Annotated in this window: 15 protein-coding genes; 7 read left to right on the top strand and 8 right to left on the bottom strand. The window is 65.9% G+C overall.

Going from position 1 to position 15,759, the window contains the following annotated elements; genetic code table 11:
• Positions 1 to 42 precede the first annotated feature (42 nt).
• Positions 43 to 1,197: a pyridoxal phosphate-dependent aminotransferase gene (locus M1247_RS27810; protein WP_317159635.1), complete on the bottom strand. Its 1,155-nt coding sequence runs from the start codon at positions 1,195 to 1,197 to the stop codon at positions 43 to 45.
• 9 nt (positions 1,198 to 1,206) lie between these two features.
• Complete coding sequence (locus M1247_RS27805) at positions 1,207 to 2,664, bottom strand: aromatic amino acid lyase (protein WP_317159634.1); 1,458 nt, start codon at positions 2,662 to 2,664, stop codon at positions 1,207 to 1,209.
• A gap of 121 nt (positions 2,665 to 2,785) precedes the next feature.
• On the opposite strand from M1247_RS27805, the gene M1247_RS27800 reads away from it, so the two are divergent.
• The 5 genes from M1247_RS27800 to M1247_RS27780 are packed head-to-tail and all read left to right on the top strand — an operon-like array spanning position 2,786 to position 6,900.
• Positions 2,786 to 3,478, top strand: coding sequence for an IclR family transcriptional regulator (locus M1247_RS27800; RefSeq protein WP_317159633.1), 693 nt, complete (start codon positions 2,786 to 2,788; stop codon positions 3,476 to 3,478).
• A complete protein-coding gene (locus M1247_RS27795; RefSeq protein ID WP_317159632.1) occupies positions 3,475 to 4,614 on the top strand; it encodes an ABC transporter ATP-binding protein in 1,140 nt (379 codons plus the stop codon). Before M1247_RS27800 ends, M1247_RS27795 begins: the two co-directional genes overlap by 4 nt.
• A complete protein-coding gene (locus M1247_RS27790) occupies positions 4,611 to 5,255 on the top strand; it encodes an ABC transporter permease (RefSeq protein WP_317159631.1) in 645 nt (214 codons plus the stop codon). Before M1247_RS27795 ends, M1247_RS27790 begins: the two co-directional genes overlap by 4 nt.
• 2 nt (positions 5,256 to 5,257) lie before the next feature.
• A complete protein-coding gene (locus M1247_RS27785; protein WP_410506961.1) occupies positions 5,258 to 5,968 on the top strand; it encodes an ABC transporter permease in 711 nt (236 codons plus the stop codon).
• 17 nt (positions 5,969 to 5,985) lie between these two features.
• Complete coding sequence (locus M1247_RS27780; protein WP_317159629.1) at positions 5,986 to 6,900, top strand: ABC transporter substrate-binding protein; 915 nt, start codon at positions 5,986 to 5,988, stop codon at positions 6,898 to 6,900.
• On the opposite strand, the gene ipdE2 is transcribed toward M1247_RS27780, so the two are convergent.
• From ipdE2 to fadD3, 4 genes are read right to left on the bottom strand one after another with little or no spacing between them, the layout of a single operon-like run.
• Positions 6,897 to 7,832, bottom strand: coding sequence for an acyl-CoA dehydrogenase IpdE2 (gene ipdE2 / locus M1247_RS27775; protein WP_317159628.1), 936 nt, complete (start codon positions 7,830 to 7,832; stop codon positions 6,897 to 6,899). The genes M1247_RS27780 and ipdE2 overlap by 4 nt on opposite strands.
• Entirely contained in the window at positions 7,829 to 8,785 is a 957-nt protein-coding gene (locus M1247_RS27770) for an acyl-CoA dehydrogenase family protein (protein WP_317159627.1), read from the bottom strand. The genes ipdE2 and M1247_RS27770 overlap by 4 nt, the downstream gene beginning before the upstream one ends.
• Positions 8,782 to 9,912 carry an acyl-CoA dehydrogenase family protein gene (locus M1247_RS27765; protein ID WP_317159626.1) on the bottom strand — a complete coding sequence of 377 codons (1,131 nt, stop codon included), beginning with the start codon at positions 9,910 to 9,912 and terminating at the stop codon, positions 8,782 to 8,784. Before M1247_RS27765 ends, M1247_RS27770 begins: the two co-directional genes overlap by 4 nt.
• Complete coding sequence (gene fadD3 / locus M1247_RS27760) at positions 9,912 to 11,468, bottom strand: 3-((3aS,4S,7aS)-7a-methyl-1,5-dioxo-octahydro-1H-inden-4-yl)propanoate--CoA ligase FadD3 (protein WP_317159625.1); 1,557 nt, start codon at positions 11,466 to 11,468, stop codon at positions 9,912 to 9,914. Before fadD3 ends, M1247_RS27765 begins: the two co-directional genes overlap by 1 nt.
• Before the next feature lie 47 nt (positions 11,469 to 11,515).
• On the opposite strand from fadD3, the gene ipdE1 reads away from it, so the two are divergent.
• Positions 11,516 to 12,670, top strand: a complete 1,155-nt coding sequence (ipdE1, locus tag M1247_RS27755) for an acyl-CoA dehydrogenase IpdE1 (protein ID WP_317159624.1) — start codon at positions 11,516 to 11,518, stop codon at positions 12,668 to 12,670.
• Positions 12,667 to 13,458: a (5R,7aS)-5-hydroxy-7a-methyl-1-oxo-2,3,5,6,7,7a-hexahydro-1H-indene-carboxyl-CoA reductase gene (gene ipdF / locus M1247_RS27750; RefSeq protein ID WP_317159623.1), complete on the top strand. Its 792-nt coding sequence runs from the start codon at positions 12,667 to 12,669 to the stop codon at positions 13,456 to 13,458. The genes ipdE1 and ipdF overlap by 4 nt, the downstream gene beginning before the upstream one ends.
• Here the strand turns inward: ipdF and M1247_RS27745 are convergent.
• Positions 13,455 to 14,963, bottom strand: a complete 1,509-nt coding sequence (locus tag M1247_RS27745; protein ID WP_317159622.1) for a sensor histidine kinase — start codon at positions 14,961 to 14,963, stop codon at positions 13,455 to 13,457. The two genes, ipdF and M1247_RS27745, sit on opposite strands and share 4 nt — an antisense overlap.
• On the bottom strand, positions 14,941 to 15,645 hold the full coding sequence (locus tag M1247_RS27740; protein ID WP_317159621.1) for a response regulator transcription factor: 705 nt from the start codon (positions 15,643 to 15,645) through the stop codon (positions 14,941 to 14,943). The genes M1247_RS27745 and M1247_RS27740 overlap by 23 nt, the downstream gene beginning before the upstream one ends.
• Between the last annotated feature and the right edge of the window lie 114 nt (positions 15,646 to 15,759).

Here is a 15,759-nt window from a genome sequence, read left to right as displayed (position 1 = left end):
CACGCTTCCGCCGACAAGTAAACGGGTTGCGCAACCTTTGCCTTAGCTCAGCCACGGTCCGATCCGGCGCAGCGCTTCCTCGATATCGCTGGTGGGACCCGCGAACGACAGCCGGACGAACGAACCGCCCCGGACTGTATCGAAGTCGACCCCGGGAGCGATTGCGACGCCGGTGTCGGCCAACAGCTTTGAGCAGAACGACAGGGAGTCGCCGGTGAACTCACTGACATCGGCATATATGTAGAACGCGCCGTCGGTCGGCGCGAGCCGTTCGACACCGATGTTGCGCAGACCGTCGAGCAGCAACCGCCGGTTCTCGGCGTAATGAGCGAGCAGACCGTCTGCCTCGGCCATCGACTCCGGCGTGAATGCGGCCACCGCGGCATGCTGGGCCAGTGCAGGCGGACAGATGGTGAAGTTCCCGGTGAGGCGGTCGACCGCACGGCGCAGCTCCGCGGGCACCAACAGCCAGCCCAACCGCCACCCGGTCATCGCAAAGTACTTCGAGAAGCTGTTGACCACCACGGCATTGCGTGAGGTCTGCCATGCACAACTGGTCTCGGGGGCGCCTTCGTAAACCAGCCCGTGGTACACCTCGTCGCTGATCAACCGCACGCCCTCGGCGTCACACCAGCGGGCGATGGCGGCGAGCTCCTCGGGCGGGATCACCGTGCCGGTCGGGTTGGCCGGGCTGGCCACGATCACCCCGGCCACCGGCAGGTCCAGCGCGGCCAGCATCTCGACCGTCGGCTGGAACCGGGTCTGCGGTCCGCACGGGATCTCGACGACGTCGCAGCCCAACGCGGTGAGGATGTTGCGATAGCACGGGTAACCCGGGCTGGCGATCGCGATCCGATCGCCGACGTCGAAGCACGCCAGGAAGGTCAGCAGGAATCCGCCCGAGGAGCCGGTCGTCAACACCACGTCGTCGACGTCCACCTCGATGCCGTGGCGCGCGCGGTAGTCGTCCGCGATCGCGGCGCGCAGCTCCGGGATTCCCAGCGCCACCGTGTAGCCGAGCTCATTGCGGTTCAGCGCCGCGATTGCGGCCTCGCGCACGGGCGCCGGCGCGCCGGCGCTGGGCTGGCCTGCCGACAGGTTGACGAGGTCGCGGTGCGTGCGTTGCCGCTCGGCGGCGGCCAGCCACACATCCATCACATAGAACGGCGGGATACCGGCGCGCAGGGAGACAGCCATGCCAGCAGGCTAGAACACCCGTGCGCAGTCGGGCACCAGTCGGCCCATGTCGTCGAGGAGCGGCTGGGCCGCCGCGAGATCACCGCGCAAGTCGCGATCGTCATCGTTCCACGGCAGGTCGGCTGCCAGTGCGAGAGCGGCACCGGCAACACCCGTGAACCCGTCGTGGCGGCCTTGCTGGCGTAACAGCCGGACCGCGCCAACCAGTTCGCAGCACAACAAGACCCGGTAGGCGGCCACCGACCGTTCGAGTTGAAGTGCGCTCTGGGAGGCGAAGGTGGCGTCCTCCTCCATGCCCCGGGACAGCACAAGCGTCCCGACGGATGCCGGTTGCGCCGCAGCGCGGATCTCGGCGATCGCACCTGCCGCAACGTACTCGACCATCATCAGCCCGGACGACCCGTCCTCGCTGACCGCGAGAAAAGCATTGCGGCCGTTGGTCTCCGGATCGTTGAGCATCCTGATGCGCGAATGCGTGATGGGTGCGGTCAGTGCCAACGCCAACGTGGTCCCGTCGAGTTCGAGTGACAACGCGGCCTGGTAGAAGGCGCCGTGATGGACCACCTCGTCGCTCTCGATGTCGAATAGCGGGTTCTCCTGCGCGGTGTTCAGCGTCCGTTCCAGTTGGCCGACAAGGGAATCAAGCGATGCGACGGCGCTGGCCTGCGCGACCGGATACACCCGCAGTCCGTACGGATCCTGGATGCGCGCCGGGATGTGGTCGGGCGCTCCGGCGCCCGCGAACAGGGACCGTAACCGGTCCGCGACGCTCTCCACCTGTGGGGCCGCCGCGGCCCGCGCGGCCGCCGCCGAGAATGCCGACGGGTTGCCTTTGAGCGCAAGAAAACTGAGCAGATAGATCACGCTGGAGGCGCGTTCGAGCAGGGTCAGCTCGGACGCGGCGAGGCAACTGCGTCCGACGGTCAGTGCGCTGCTGCTCATGAAGGGCAGCGCGCTGTCCGGCCCCCACGGTGCCATTGCAGGCAACGGCGCAGTAGCCGGCCGTTCGCCGACCAAGGTCAGCGCGGTACCTGCGAGCGCTGCGAGGTCACCGGTGCCGATCGACGCATAGTGTAGGAGTTCGGGTAGGGCATTGTCGTTGAGCATCCGTTCCAGGCCGCCCAGGATCTCGGGATCCAGCCCCGCCCCGGGTATGCACAGCTGCGCCAGTCGCACCGCGAGCATTGCCCGGACTGTGCGGTCATCGAGTGGATCGCCCGCATCGGCCGCGTGGCTGCGCAGCAGGCGCATCCCGTAGTCCCGGTCGTCGGGCGGCACCGGCGTGCTGCGGTTGGCCCCGACGCCGGTGGTGCGGCCGTAGGTGGGAAAACGTGTGCTGATGTCGGCGGCCTGCGCATATGCGTGCCTGACGGCTTCGAGAACGCGCGGTGAGATCGAGACCTGCTCGTGCCGGTCGGCAAGTGCGACAACATCGGCAATCGTGCTCATCCCGGCCAGCACAACCATCTAATTCTCCTCAATCTCTATCCCTGGCGAGCGTCAGGACCTATCATCGCCCAGGACATTAAATGCCGCTAGATAGAAATCAAATTCCATCTAATGAAATCAGGCAGAAGGGAGATCACGGTTGGTCGAGGCACCCACCAGGACCGTGGAACGGGCGCTCGCCCTGCTCGCGGCCATCTGCGATCGCGGCAGCGCGAATCTCGCCGACAGTGCGCGGGAGTGCGACCTGGCGCCGAGCACCGCGCTGCGACTCCTACGGACCCTGGAGAACACAGGCTTTGTCGCGAAGGACGAGATGGGCATCTATCGCCCGGGGAGCCGGATCATCCAACTCGGCGCCACGGCGCTGAGCAGCGAGTCGTTGGTCGATCTGGCCAGGCCGGTGATGGAGAAGCTCGTCGCGAAGACCGGTGAATCCGCCTATCTGTCCGTCGAGGGGCACGCCGCAACCGCGCTCTACATCGGCATCATGCAGGGCACCCACTCGGTCCGGCACACCAGCTGGGTCGGGCGAACCATTCCGTTGGACGTATCGGCCGCGGGACATGCGCTTCGCGGCGAGGTCAACAGCGACGGCTACATCGTCATCGAACGCGGGGTCGAGGCCGACGTGACGGCGATCGCCTGCCCGCTGTACTCGCAGGCGCGCATCGTCGCTGCACTGAGCATCGTCGTCCCGAGCTACCGGCTCACCGGGTCGGATGCCGCGCAGTATGGCCGACTACTGGTCTCGGCGGCAGCGGAAGTGTCTGCGCAGCTGAGTGGTTCCCCGAAATCAGGCTCCGACAAAGGCTCGGAAGAAGGACAGCCATGATCACATTCGACAACGTCTCCAAGGTGTATCCGGACGGCACAGTGGCCGTCGACCAGCTGACGATCACTGCACCGAGCGGAAAGATCACCACTCTGGTGGGCCCATCGGGATGCGGAAAGACCACCTCCATGCGGATGATCAACCGCCTGATCGATCCCAGCTCGGGCACGATTGAACTCGACGAGGTCGACACTGCGACTCTCGATCGGGTCGCGTTGCGGCGCAGGATCGGATACGTCATCCAGAACGCCGGCCTGTTCCCACATCGCACCGTCGTGGACAACGTGGCCGCCCTGCCGCGACTACTGGGTGGCGGCAAGAAGGAAACCCGCCACAAGGCAATGGAATTGCTCGAACGGGTGGGTCTTGACGCCAAATTCGCCCGACGGTACCCATGGCAGCTTTCCGGCGGCCAGCAGCAGCGTGTCGGGGTGGCCCGCGCACTCGCGACCGACCCGCCCTTCCTGTTGATGGACGAGCCGTTCAGCGCCGTCGACCCGATCGTCCGCAACCAGCTGCAGGACGAGTTCCTCCGACTGCAGGCCGACATCTCGAAGACGATCGTCATGGTCACGCACGACATCGACGAAGCGCTGAAGTTGGGGGATCAGGTCGTGGTGTTGCGGCAGGGCGGAACGCTCGCCCAGGCAGCGACGCCCGCCGAACTGCTGGCTTCTCCGAAGGACGGATTCGTCGCCGATTTCGTCGGGTCGGCCCGCGGGTACCGGGCGCTCGGATTTCACCACCCCGACGACCTGCTCAACCTCACCGATGAGCCGACCATCACGGTGGGGCAGGCGGTTTCGACCATTTCCTCCACCAATGGGCGGTGGGTGCTCGCGGTCGACGACGACAACGCACCGATCGGCTGGGTCGATACCGCGACGGTGTCAGGCGAACATGTCGGTGAGGGCGACGTGAATCTCTGCGCAACGTCTGCCCGTCGCGGCGAACCTCTGCGGGACCTGCTCAATTCGGCATTGTCGAGCCCGAGCGGACGCTGCGTGGTCACCGACGAATCCGGCGTGCTGCTCGGCACCGCCACCGACCACGATGTCATCGACGCCATCAGGCGTGCCAAGGAGACTCGGATCGGCGGGCTGGAGCGCCGCGACCGGGGAGTTGGAACCGCATGAACTGGATCTCATCCAACCTGGACCGCATCGTGGCGCTCACGATCAGCCACACCTGGCTCACGGTGGTGCCGACCGTCCTCGGTCTGCTGCTGGCCCTGCCGCTGGGGTGGTGGGCGCACCGGTCCGGCCGTGGATACGCGGGCATCGTCGGCACGGCAGGTCTGCTCTACACCATCCCGTCGCTGGCGCTGTTCATTTTGCTGCCGGTCATTCTCGGCACAAAGATCCTCGATCCGGTCAACATCGTTGTCGCGCTGACGCTTTACACGGTGGCCCTGCTGGTCCGCGTGGTTGCGGACGGTCTCGCCTCCGTGCCGCACGACACGGTGGCGGCGGCCGAGGCCATGGGATATCGCAGCTGGCAGCGACTGCTACTGGTGGAGCTACCCGTCGCGGTGCCGGTGATTGCGGCCGGACTGCGGGTCGCGGTGGTGTCCAACGTCAGCATCGTCACGATGGCTGCCCTGCTGGGTATCCCGCAATTGGGATCGCTGTTCACCCAGGGATTCCAACTGCGGCTCTACGTTCCGCTCATCACCGGTGTCGTGCTGTGCGCGGTGCTCGCCGTCATCTTCGACGGGCTGATCATCTGGTTGAACAAACTCGCCACCCCGTGGCGGCAGAGGACGGTGACCTCGTGAACATCGTCGGCTGGTTCACCGACCCGGCACACTGGAGCGGCTCGGACGGCATCCCCATCCAGGTCGGCTATCACCTGCTGTACTCGGTCCTCGCGCTGCTGGTTGCGCTTGCCGTTGCGGTTCCACTGGGCATCTTCATCGGCTACACCGGCCGGGGTGAGGCGTTGGTCGCCGGGTTCGCCAATGCCCTTCGTGCCCTGCCGAGCCTTGGCCTGCTCGTACTGCTCTTCCTTGTCATCGCCCCGGTCGTCGACGGCAAGCTCGTCTACGTGCTGCCCACCATCATTGTGCTTGTGCTGCTGGCAGTTCCGCCGATTCTCACCGGAACCTACGCCGGAATTCAGAGCGTCGACCAGGACGCCGTTGGCGCAGCCAGGGGGATGGGTTTCACCAAACGGCAGATTCTGCTGCGCGTTCAGCTGCCGTGCGCACTGCCGCTCCTGATCTCCGGGATCAGGAGTTCGACCTTGCAGATCGTCTCGACCGCGACTGTTGCCGCCTATCTCGGCCTGCAAGGGCTCGGGCGGTTCATCCTCGATGGCAGAGCGCAGGCGAACTTCGCCGAGATGGCAGGCGGCGCCATCGTCGTCGCGGTTCTTGCGCTCGTTCTGGAACTCAGTTTCGCCTGGCTGGGACGGCTCATCGTGTCGCCCGGACTGCGGCGCGTTGCGACGAAATCCAGTTCACCCGTTGCCGTCCCGGCCGCCGCCTAGCTGACCTTAGGAGACACATGCGCAAAGCCAGGAAGCTCGCAGCCCTGGGTGCCCTGTCGGTGCTGGCGTTGTCGGCGTGCGGCCTTGGAAGCGACCCCCTTTCCGGAGACGGGAACAACGCCGGATCGCCGGGATCCCAGATCATCATCGGTTCCGCCGACTTCACCGAAAGCCAGCTGATCGCCAGCATCTACTCGCAGGCATTGCAGGCCAGGGGAGTGAAGGTGGTCGAACAACTCAACATCGGAAGCCGGGAGGTTTACGTCGCGGCGCTCAAAGACACCTCGATCGATCTGGTGCCGGAGTACTCGGGCGCCTTCCTGCACTACCTTGATCCGGATTCGACCGCCGCGACGCCCGAAGCGGTGGCCGACGAACTCGAAGCCAAGTTGCCGGCCGGGATCACGATGCTGAATCCCTCACCCGCGGAAGACAAGGACGTGATCGCGGTGACCAGGGCCACCGCCGACAAGTACCACCTGAAGTCGGTCTCGGACCTGGCGCCCGTCGCAAGCGAATTCGTGCTGGGTGGGCCTGCGGAATGGAAGTCCCGCAAGCAAGGCGTGATCGGTCTACGTGACGTGTACGGGTTGAACTTCAAGGAATTCGTCAGCCTCGATGCCGGAGGCACCTTGACCATGACGGCGCTGACCAACGGTCAGATCCAGGCGGGCGACCTGTTCAGCACCGATCCCGGGCTCGTCGCGAACGACCTTGTCGCGCTGGACGACGACAAATCCCTGTTCGCCGCGGAGAACGTCATACCGCTGATCAAGAAGGCCAAGCTGACCGACACCGTGGCGGCCACACTCGACGAGGTATCGGCGAAACTCACCACGGCGGACCTCGTGGCGATGAATGCCGAAGCTGCGACCGGCGCGAATCTCGCCGACATCGCCAAGAAATGGCTGGCCGGCGCAGATATCAGCTAGAACACCTCGGCTTCGAGCCGGCGCAGTTGCTCACGCGGCGGGCCGAGCAGCTGCGCGCTGCCATGCGCCCGTTTGAAATACAGCTGGATGTCGTGTTCCCAGGTGATGGCGATCCCGCCGTGCATCTGGACGGCCTCGGCGGCCACGGCCGAGAGCGCTTCGCTCGCGAAATAGCGTGCGAGGGCGGCCCCGCTCGGCGTCGGGTCGGCGATGGAGTCGTAGACGACGGCGCGGGCCGAGGCGACCTTGACGTAGAGGTCGGCCATGCGGTGTTTGAGCGCCTGGAAGCTGCCGATGGGACGGCCGAACTGCACGCGGTCTTTGGTGTAGGCGACGGTCAGGTCCAGGCAGCGCGAGGCGGCCCCGATCTGTTCGACGGCCATCAGCAGGGCGGCGGTGTCGGCGAGGCCCGGGTCGGTGCCGAGCGTGGCGGATTCCGCGGCCGACACCGAGGAGAGCCTTCTGGTCAGATCCATGGTGACCTTGGGCTGGGCGAGGAAGGCGGTCCAGCGGCTGAGCTTCTCACCGTCGGTCGCGAGCATCACGTCGGCGATGTCGCCGTTGATGACGTACTCGGGGTCGAACACCACGGTGCCGATCGATGTGCCCTCGGCAAGCCCCTCCAGTGGGCCGGTCTCATCGACGGCGAGCAGCGCCAGTTCGGCCAGGGTGGTGCCCAGTAGTGGCGTGGGTACCAGTGCCTTGCCGAGCTCCTCGAGAACCACTGCGGAGTCGGACAATTCACCGCCGGCGCCGCCGAGCTCCTCGGGGACCACCAGGGCCGCGGCGCCGACCTGCTCGCACAGCAGGCGCCACAACCGCACGTCATAACCGGGCTCGGACTCCATCGCCGCGCGCACCGCTTCCGGGGACGCGTGCTTCTCGACGAGCGCCGCCACGGTTTGGCGCAGTAGTTCGCGTTCTTCACTCACGGGAGGGCCTCCAGCAGTCGACGGCGGTGCAAGGTCGGATCGCCCCAGGCCGAGCGCAGTGCCTGCACCCGCAGTAGGAGCAGTGACAGGTCGTGTTCCTGGGTGAAACCGATGGCGCCGTGGGTCTGCAGCGCGGACCGGGCGGCCAGCAGGGCGGCATCCGCGGCGGCGACCTTGGCGGCACTGACGTCGCGGGCGGTGTCCGGCGATGCGTCCGCGAGCGAGAGCGCGGCCGCGTACACCAGCGGGCGCGCCAGTTCGACGGCGATGTGCACGTCGGCCAGTTTGTGTTTGATGGCCTGATACGAGCCGATGATCCGGCCGAACTGTGTGCGCTGCTTGGCATATTCGACGGACTGATCGAGCATTGCCTGGGCCGCGCCGATCAGCTGAGCGGCCGCCGCGAGCGCACCGAACTCGTAGGCGCGGGCGGTATCGGCCGGCTGTGCCGTGCCGGATGGGGTGACCTCGAACAGCTTTCGGGCAGGGTCGACGGACTCCTGCTGGGCGCCTGGAGTAGCGGCGTTCACCTGGCCGTCGGCAGCGGTCAGGATCAGGCCCGCGGTGTTCGCGTCCACGGCGCGGGGCACCTGGGGCGGCATTGCCACCGTGGCGATGAGCTCGCCTGCGGCCAGATGTGCGGATCGTTCGTCGTCGGCCAGCAGAATGGGTGCGACGGCGATGGATTCGGTCACCGGACCGGGGACGGCCCAGTAGCCCAACCGCTCCAGCGCCACGACGAGGTCGACCGGGCTGGCCCCGATGCCGTCGAACTTCTCGGCCACCAGCAGTGCGGTGACTCCGAGATCGGCCAGCTGTGCCCATACCTTGCGGCCCGGCGCGGTGTCACCAGCCGACCACGCCCGCACCGCGGCAGGCACGTCCGCGGCGCCGAGTGCGGCATCGATGCTGGCGGCGAAATCCCGTTGCTGTTCGTCGATTTCGAAGTTCACTTTGCCTCCCGAGGCAACCCGAGGAGCCGCTCGGCAATGATGTTGCGTTGAATCTCATTGGTGCCCGCATAGATCGGACCGCCCAGGGCGAACAGCAGACCCTCGGTCGAGGAGTCGACCAGCTCCGCATCAGGACCCTGCATATCGAGCGCCGTCTGATGCAGGGCGACGTCGAGATCGGACCAGAACACCTTGGTCACCGACGACTCGGCGCCCAGTTCACCCCCGTTCGCCAGCCGCGTGACTGTGCCGAAGGTATGCAGCCGGTAGGCCTGAGCCTTGATCCAGGCGTCGGCGACGCGGTCGGTGAACACCGGGTCCGGGTTTTCCTTCCACTGTGCGACGAGTCGCTCCGCCGGGGCCAGAAACCGCGCCGGGCTGCGCAGTGACATCCCGCGTTCGTTGCTCGACGTGCTCATCGCGGCGCGCCAGCCTTCGTTCACGCCACCGATCACGTCGTTGTCGGGCACGAACACGTCGTCGAGGAAGATCTCCCCGAATCCGGTGTCCCCGCCGAGCTGGGCGATCGGGCGCACGGTGATGCCCTCGGCCTTCAGGTCGAACATGAAGTAGGTCAAACCCTTGTGGCGCTGGGCTTGCGGATCGGAGCGGAACAACCCGAATCCCCGCTCGCCGAACGGCGCGCGGGAGCTCCAGATCTTCTGGCCGTTGAGCAGCCAACCGCCGTCGGTGCGCGTGGCAGTCGACCGCAAGGACGCCAGGTCGCTGCCCGACTCGGGTTCGGACCAGGCCTGGGCCCAAATCTCCTCGCCGCTGGCCATTTTCGGCAGCACCCGGTCCAGCTGCTCCTGGGTGCCGTGTGCGAACAGTGTCGGCGCCAGCATCGAGGTGCCGTTGGCGCTGGCGCGACCGGGGGCACCGGCGCGGAAGTACTCCTCCTCGAACACCACCCATTGCAACAACGTCGCGTCGCGACCGCCGTACTTCTTCGGCCAGGCGATCACCGAAAGGCCCGCGTCGAACAGCACTTTGTCCCAGCGGCGGTGTTGCTCGAAACCCTCAAGGGTGTCGTAGGACTTGGTGGGGAACGACTCGCGGTTGCGCTCGAGAAACTCGCGGACCTCGGTGCGGAACGCCTCGGAGTCGTCGTCGAAATTCAGGTCCATTACACCCTCTCCCGAAGTAGTGGCTTGACCACCTTGCCGCCCGGATTGCGCGGCAGCACGTCAAGGAACTCCACCGAACGCGGCACCTTGAAGTTCGCCAAATGCTCACGTGCATAAGTTCTTACCGCGTCCTCGTCCAGCGCGGCCCCGGCTTTCACCACCACGAACGCCTTGCCGACCTCGCCGAGTCGCTCGTCGGGCACCCCGATCACCGCCGACTCGGCCACGCCGTCCAGCCGTGCCAGCACCTGTTCGATCTCAGCGGGATAGACGTTGAACCCGCCGCAGATGTACATGTCCTTGAGCCGGTCGGTGATGGTGAGGTTTCCGGCCTGGTCCAACGTCCCGATATCACCGGTGTGCAGCCATCCGTCGGCGTCGATGGCCGCCGCGGTGGCGTCCGGATCGTAGAGGTAGCCGAGCATGACATTGGGGCCGCGCAGCAGGACCTCTCCCGAACCATCCAGGCGGAGTTCGAAATCGGCGATGGGACGTCCGCATGTGGTGGCAACGGTGACCGCGTCGTCCTCGGCGCGGCACATGGTGCCGAAACCGGCGGCCTCGGTCAGCCCATAGGCCGTCAGCACAATGTCGATGTCCAGCTCGGACTGCATCCGTTCGATCAGCACCACCGGGACCACCGCCGCGCCGGTCACCGCGAACCGCAGCGAGCTCAGGTCGAAGGCGGAGCGGCGGGGATGGTCCAGCAGGGTCTGGTAGATGGTCGGCGGTCCGGGGAGCACGGTGATGTGGTGCTCGGCAACCGCTTTCATCGCCTGCTCGGGATCAAATGTCAGCTGCGGGACGAGCGTTGCCCCGGTCTGCAGGCAGGCCAGGATGCCGGCCTTGTAACCGAAGTTGTGGAAGAACGGGTTGATGCACAGGTAGCGGTCGGAGCTGGTGACCTGGCCACACGCGGCCCACGCGGCCGAGCCGTCCAGTGACTGGCGGTGTGCGCACCGGACACCCTTGCTCCGGCCGGTGGTGCCGGAGGTGAACAGGATGTCGGAGACATCGTCGGGCTGCACTGCGGCGGCGCGCACGTCGACCGCCGCCAGGTCGGTACCTCGGGTGACGAACTCATCCCATGACGAGATCGAGGCCTCGTCGTCCGGTTCTACGGGCACCCGCACGATGTGGTTCAGCGCAGGCAGCGCGCCGCGATCGAGTTCGGCGGTCTTGTCCGCGCCCAGGAATTTGCCCGCCGCGATCAGCAACGGTGCTTCCGTCCGGGCCAGGATGTCGGTGGCCTCGCTGGCGGTGTACCGGGTGTTCAGCGGCACGACGACGCCGCCGGCGTAGTGCACGGCCAGGCACGCCACCACCCAGTGCCACGTGTTCGGAGACCAGATTGCGATGCGGTCCCCGGTGTCTACGCCCAGGTCGATCATGGCGGCTGCGGCACGCCGGACGTCGCCGCGCAGTTCCGCATACGTCAGCCGCCGGTCGGGTGAGATCAGCGCCTCGTGGTCGGAAAACTGCACGGCAATCCGGTCCAGTACCGCTGGAACGGTACGGCGGTCTTGCCCCGCGAGCGGGTGGTGTCCCCAAGCCATCGATGCTCCCTTAACAAAGCAAGTGCTTGGTAGGTTAGCCTACAAGGGTGATAGAGGTCCAGGAGTTCCGGGCCGAGGTCCGGCAGTGGCTCGCAGACAATCTCGTTGGAGAGTTCGCTGAGCTCAAGGGCTTGGGCGGACCCGGTCGTGAGCACGAGGCGTTCGAGGAGCGACGGGCGTGGAATCAGCATCTCGCCGACGCCGGGCTGACGTGCCTGGGGTGGCCCGTCGAGCACGGCGGGCGCGGGTTGTCGGTCGCGCACCGGGTCGCGTTCTACGAGGAGTACGCCCGTGCCGACGCGCCGGACAAGGTCAACCACCTCGGTGAAGAGCTACTCGGGCCGACACTGATCGAATACGGCACCCCCGAGCAGCAACAGCGGTTTCTGCCCAAGATCCGCAATGTCACCGAGCTGTGGTCGCAGGGCTATTCCGAGCCGGGCGCAGGCAGTGACCTGGCCAACGTGTCGACGACGGCCGAGCTTGATGCCGAGGGTGAACAGTGGCACATCAACGGACAGAAGGTCTGGACGTCGCTGGCGCACTGGGCGCAGTGGTGCTTCGTGGTGGCCCGCACCGAGAAGGGTTCCAAGCGGCACACCGGCTTGTCCTATCTTCTGGTGCCACTGGACCAGCCCGGTGTCCAGATCCGCCCGATCATCCAGCTGACCGGCGATTCCGAGTTCAACGAGGTGTTCTTCGACAACGCCCGTACCGACGCCTCGCTGGTTGTGGGTGCGCCAGGTGACGGCTGGCGGATTGCGATGGGAACGTTGACTTTCGAGCGCGGGGTGTCGACGCTGGGACAGCAGATCCGCTATGCGCGTGAGCACTCCAACCTGGTTGAGCTGGCCAAACGGACCGGTGCGGCCGACGATCCGCTGATCCGGGAACGGCTGACCCGGTCCTGGACCGGTTTGGCGGCCATGCGCTCATACTCGCTGGCAACTATGGATGCCGAGCAGCCCGGCCAAGATAATGTGTCGAAACTGTTGTGGGCCAACTGGCATCGCGAGCTCGGTGAGATCGCGATGGACGTGCAGGGTACCGCTGGGCTCACCCTTGACAATGGCGAGTTCGACGAATGGCAACGGCTGTACCTGTTCTCCCGCTCGGACACCATCTACGGCGGGTCCAACGAGATCCAGCGCAACATCATCGCCGAGCGGGTGCTCGGCCTACCCCGAGAGGCCAAGGGATGACCGATCTTTCCATCGCCCCGACCGAGGTCGAGGGCCACGGCCTGCTCAAAGGCAAGGTCGTCCTGGTCACCGCCGCCGCCGGTACCGGCATCGGATCGTCCACCGCCCGACGCGCTCTGCTGGAGGGCGCCGACGTCGTGGTGTCCGACTATCACGAGCGGCGTCTGAACGAGACCCGCGACCAGCTGGCCGAGCTCGGCCTGGGCCGGGTCGAGGCCGTGGTCTGCGACGTCACCTCCACCGACGCGGTCGACGCGCTGATCACCTCAGCGGTCGAAAAGACGGGCCGCCTGGACGTTTTGGTCAACAACGCCGGCCTCGGCGGCGAGACGCCGCTGGTCGACATGACCGACGACGAATGGGACCGCGTCCTCAACGTCACGTTGACCTCGGTGATGCGGGCCACCCGGGCGGCGCTGCGGTACTTCCGCGGCGTCGAGCACGGCGGCGTCATCGTCAACAACGCCAGCGTGCTGGGCTGGCGCGCACAGCACTCCCAGTCCCACTATGCGGCCGCCAAGGCCGGCGTGATGGCGCTGACCCGGTGCAGTGCGGTCGAGGCCGTCGAGTACGGCGTGCGGATCAACGCGGTCTCGCCGAGCATCGCGCGGCACAAGTTCCTCGAGCGCTCGGCCGACGCCGCCCTGCTGGACCGGCTGTCCTCCGATGAGGCGTTCGGCCGTGCCGCCGAGCCGTGGGAGATCGCCACCACCATCGCCTACCTGGCCAGTGACTACTCCAGTTACCTCACGGGCGAAGTGATCTCGGTGTCCAGCCAGCACGCCTAGTCCGCGGCCAAGATCGCGGGAAGTGTTACCACAAAGGTTGTTTCATGTGGCACACTGCGGACCTCAACAGTCCCGTTGTGTGCCCTCGTGAGCGCTGCGACGATGGCCAGACCGAGTCCGGTGCTGCCGGCGCGGCGGGAGCGGGATGAATCGCCGCGGGCGAAGCGCTCGAAGATCTCGGATTGCTGACGTTCAGGGATACCGGGTCCGTTATCGGTGACAGCCAAGAGGACTTGGCCGTCGGCCGGGCGTGACAACGATACGTTCACCCGGCTACCGGGTGGCGTGTGCACGCGCGCGTTCGATAACAGGTTGGCAAGAATCTGGTGTAGTCGCATTCGATCCCCCACGACCAGAACCGGTTCGTCGGGGACATTCACCGACCAACGGTGCTCCGGCCCGGCGACGTGCGCGTCGCTGACTGTGTCTACCGCGAGTTGGCACAGGTCCACCAGCTCGTAGTCGAGTGGCCGGCCGGCGTCCATGCGTGCAAGTAAGAGCATGTCCTCCACCAGTTGGGTCATGCGTTTGGATTCGGCGTCGACGCGACCGATGGCGTGTGCGAGATCCTCTGGGCTGGTGGATGGCCGGCGTCGGGCCAACTCGATGTAGCCGCGGATGGACGCCAGTGGGGTGCGTAGCTCATGACTGGCGTCGGCGACGAACTGGCGGACGCGCGTCTCGCTGGCGTGGCGTATTGCCAGTGCGTCTGCGATCCGGTCGAGCATCTGATTGAATGCCGCGGCGAGCTGCCCGACCTCGGTGTGGGCCGCATCAGGGTCGATCCGAACCACGGGTGTAGGTAGGCGAACTTCGCCGCGGACGAGGTCGAGCCGTGCGACTTGATGTGCTGCATATGCGACCTCGGACAACGGGACGAGCTGACGACGGATGATCAAGACCCCCACCGCGGCGGCCAGTACCAGGGCAGCCGCTGCCACCGCGCTGAAAAACCCGAGAATCGTCAGCAGGGTGTTGTTCACAGTGGTCAGGGGTAGGCCGGCGACAATGAGGCCTTCTTGGCCCATGGCCGGAATTCCGATCAGTTCGTAGTCGCCCAGGCCGTCGAGATCGAGCCGGACCAAGTTGCCTTCGGTGATGTCTGCGAGCTGGCGAAATGCCTTCGTCGACAACTGAATACGGGTGCCATCGGCAGATATCACTGCGGCCTCGGTGACATGATTCCCGACGATCAGCGCGCCCACCGTGCCCACCGACTGTCCGGGTCCATCGAGGAACATCGGGCCAGGACCGGCGTACCGCACGAACGGCGGTGGCCCCAGCCCCTGGAATCCCGCAGACCGGGTAGCCGCGTCAACGACTTGATTCTCGAGCTGCTGGAGCAGAAAGCGATTCATCGCCAGCAATGTCCCCGCTCCGATGCCGGCGCAGACGACAACCAGGAGTGCGACGAGCACTGCCAGCAGCCGGGTCCGCAACGCCCAGGTGCGTGGTCTTCGGAAGCTGATCAACTTGGAGCGGTTAGCGGGGCGCTTTGAGTACATATCCAGATCCGCGGAGAGTATGGATCATCGGTGTGCGGCCGGCATCGATCTTGCGGCGGAGATAGGAGATGTACAGCTCGATGACATTAGAGCGTCCGTCGAAATCGTAGTTCCACACCCGATCGAGGATCTGGGCTTTCGTCAGCACCCGTCTGGCATTTCGCATCATGAATCTGAGAAGCTCAAATTCTGTTGCTGTCAAGCGGATTTCGTCCCCTCCACGGGTGACCTCATGGCTGTCCTCATCGAGGACGAGATCGCCGACAACCAGTTTCGCCGCCCCGGTATCGTCCGATACTCCGGTGCGCCGCATGAGTGCGCGTAGCCGCAGAATCAACTCTTCGACACTGAATGGCTTGGTCACATAATCATCGCCGCCGGCGGCGAGCCCGGCGATACGGTCTTCAAGGGACTCCTTGGCCGTCAGCAGAAGTAACGGCAGTCCTGGTTTGGCTTCACGCAGTTTCCGTAGCACCTCAAGGCCGCTCATGTCCGGCAGCATGACATCCAACACCACGACGTCGGGAGCAGAGGCCTGGGCTTGGCGGATTGCCGCGCCGCCGTCTCCGGCGGTCGAGACCTGCCATCCCTCATAGCGCAGCGCCATTGACACCAATTCAGCCAGCCCTGGCTCGTCATCGACAACAAGCACTCTGATCGGGCTGCCGTCGGCACGAGTCATTACCGCCCGTGTGGTCGCCGGCGCCGTAGGCTGCGCAGGTGTAACGGGCGTGCAATCATCAGATTTCGGCACTCTCAGATTGTCCTGGGCCGTCCTAGGAGCCGACTATGGCGA

The organism is Mycobacterium appelbergii (genome assembly GCF_032883035.1).
Taxonomy (GTDB): domain Bacteria; phylum Actinomycetota; class Actinomycetes; order Mycobacteriales; family Mycobacteriaceae; genus Mycobacterium; species Mycobacterium appelbergii.
Note: the sequence above shows the minus strand (reverse complement) of the source record. Positions and strands in the feature narration are given on the sequence as shown.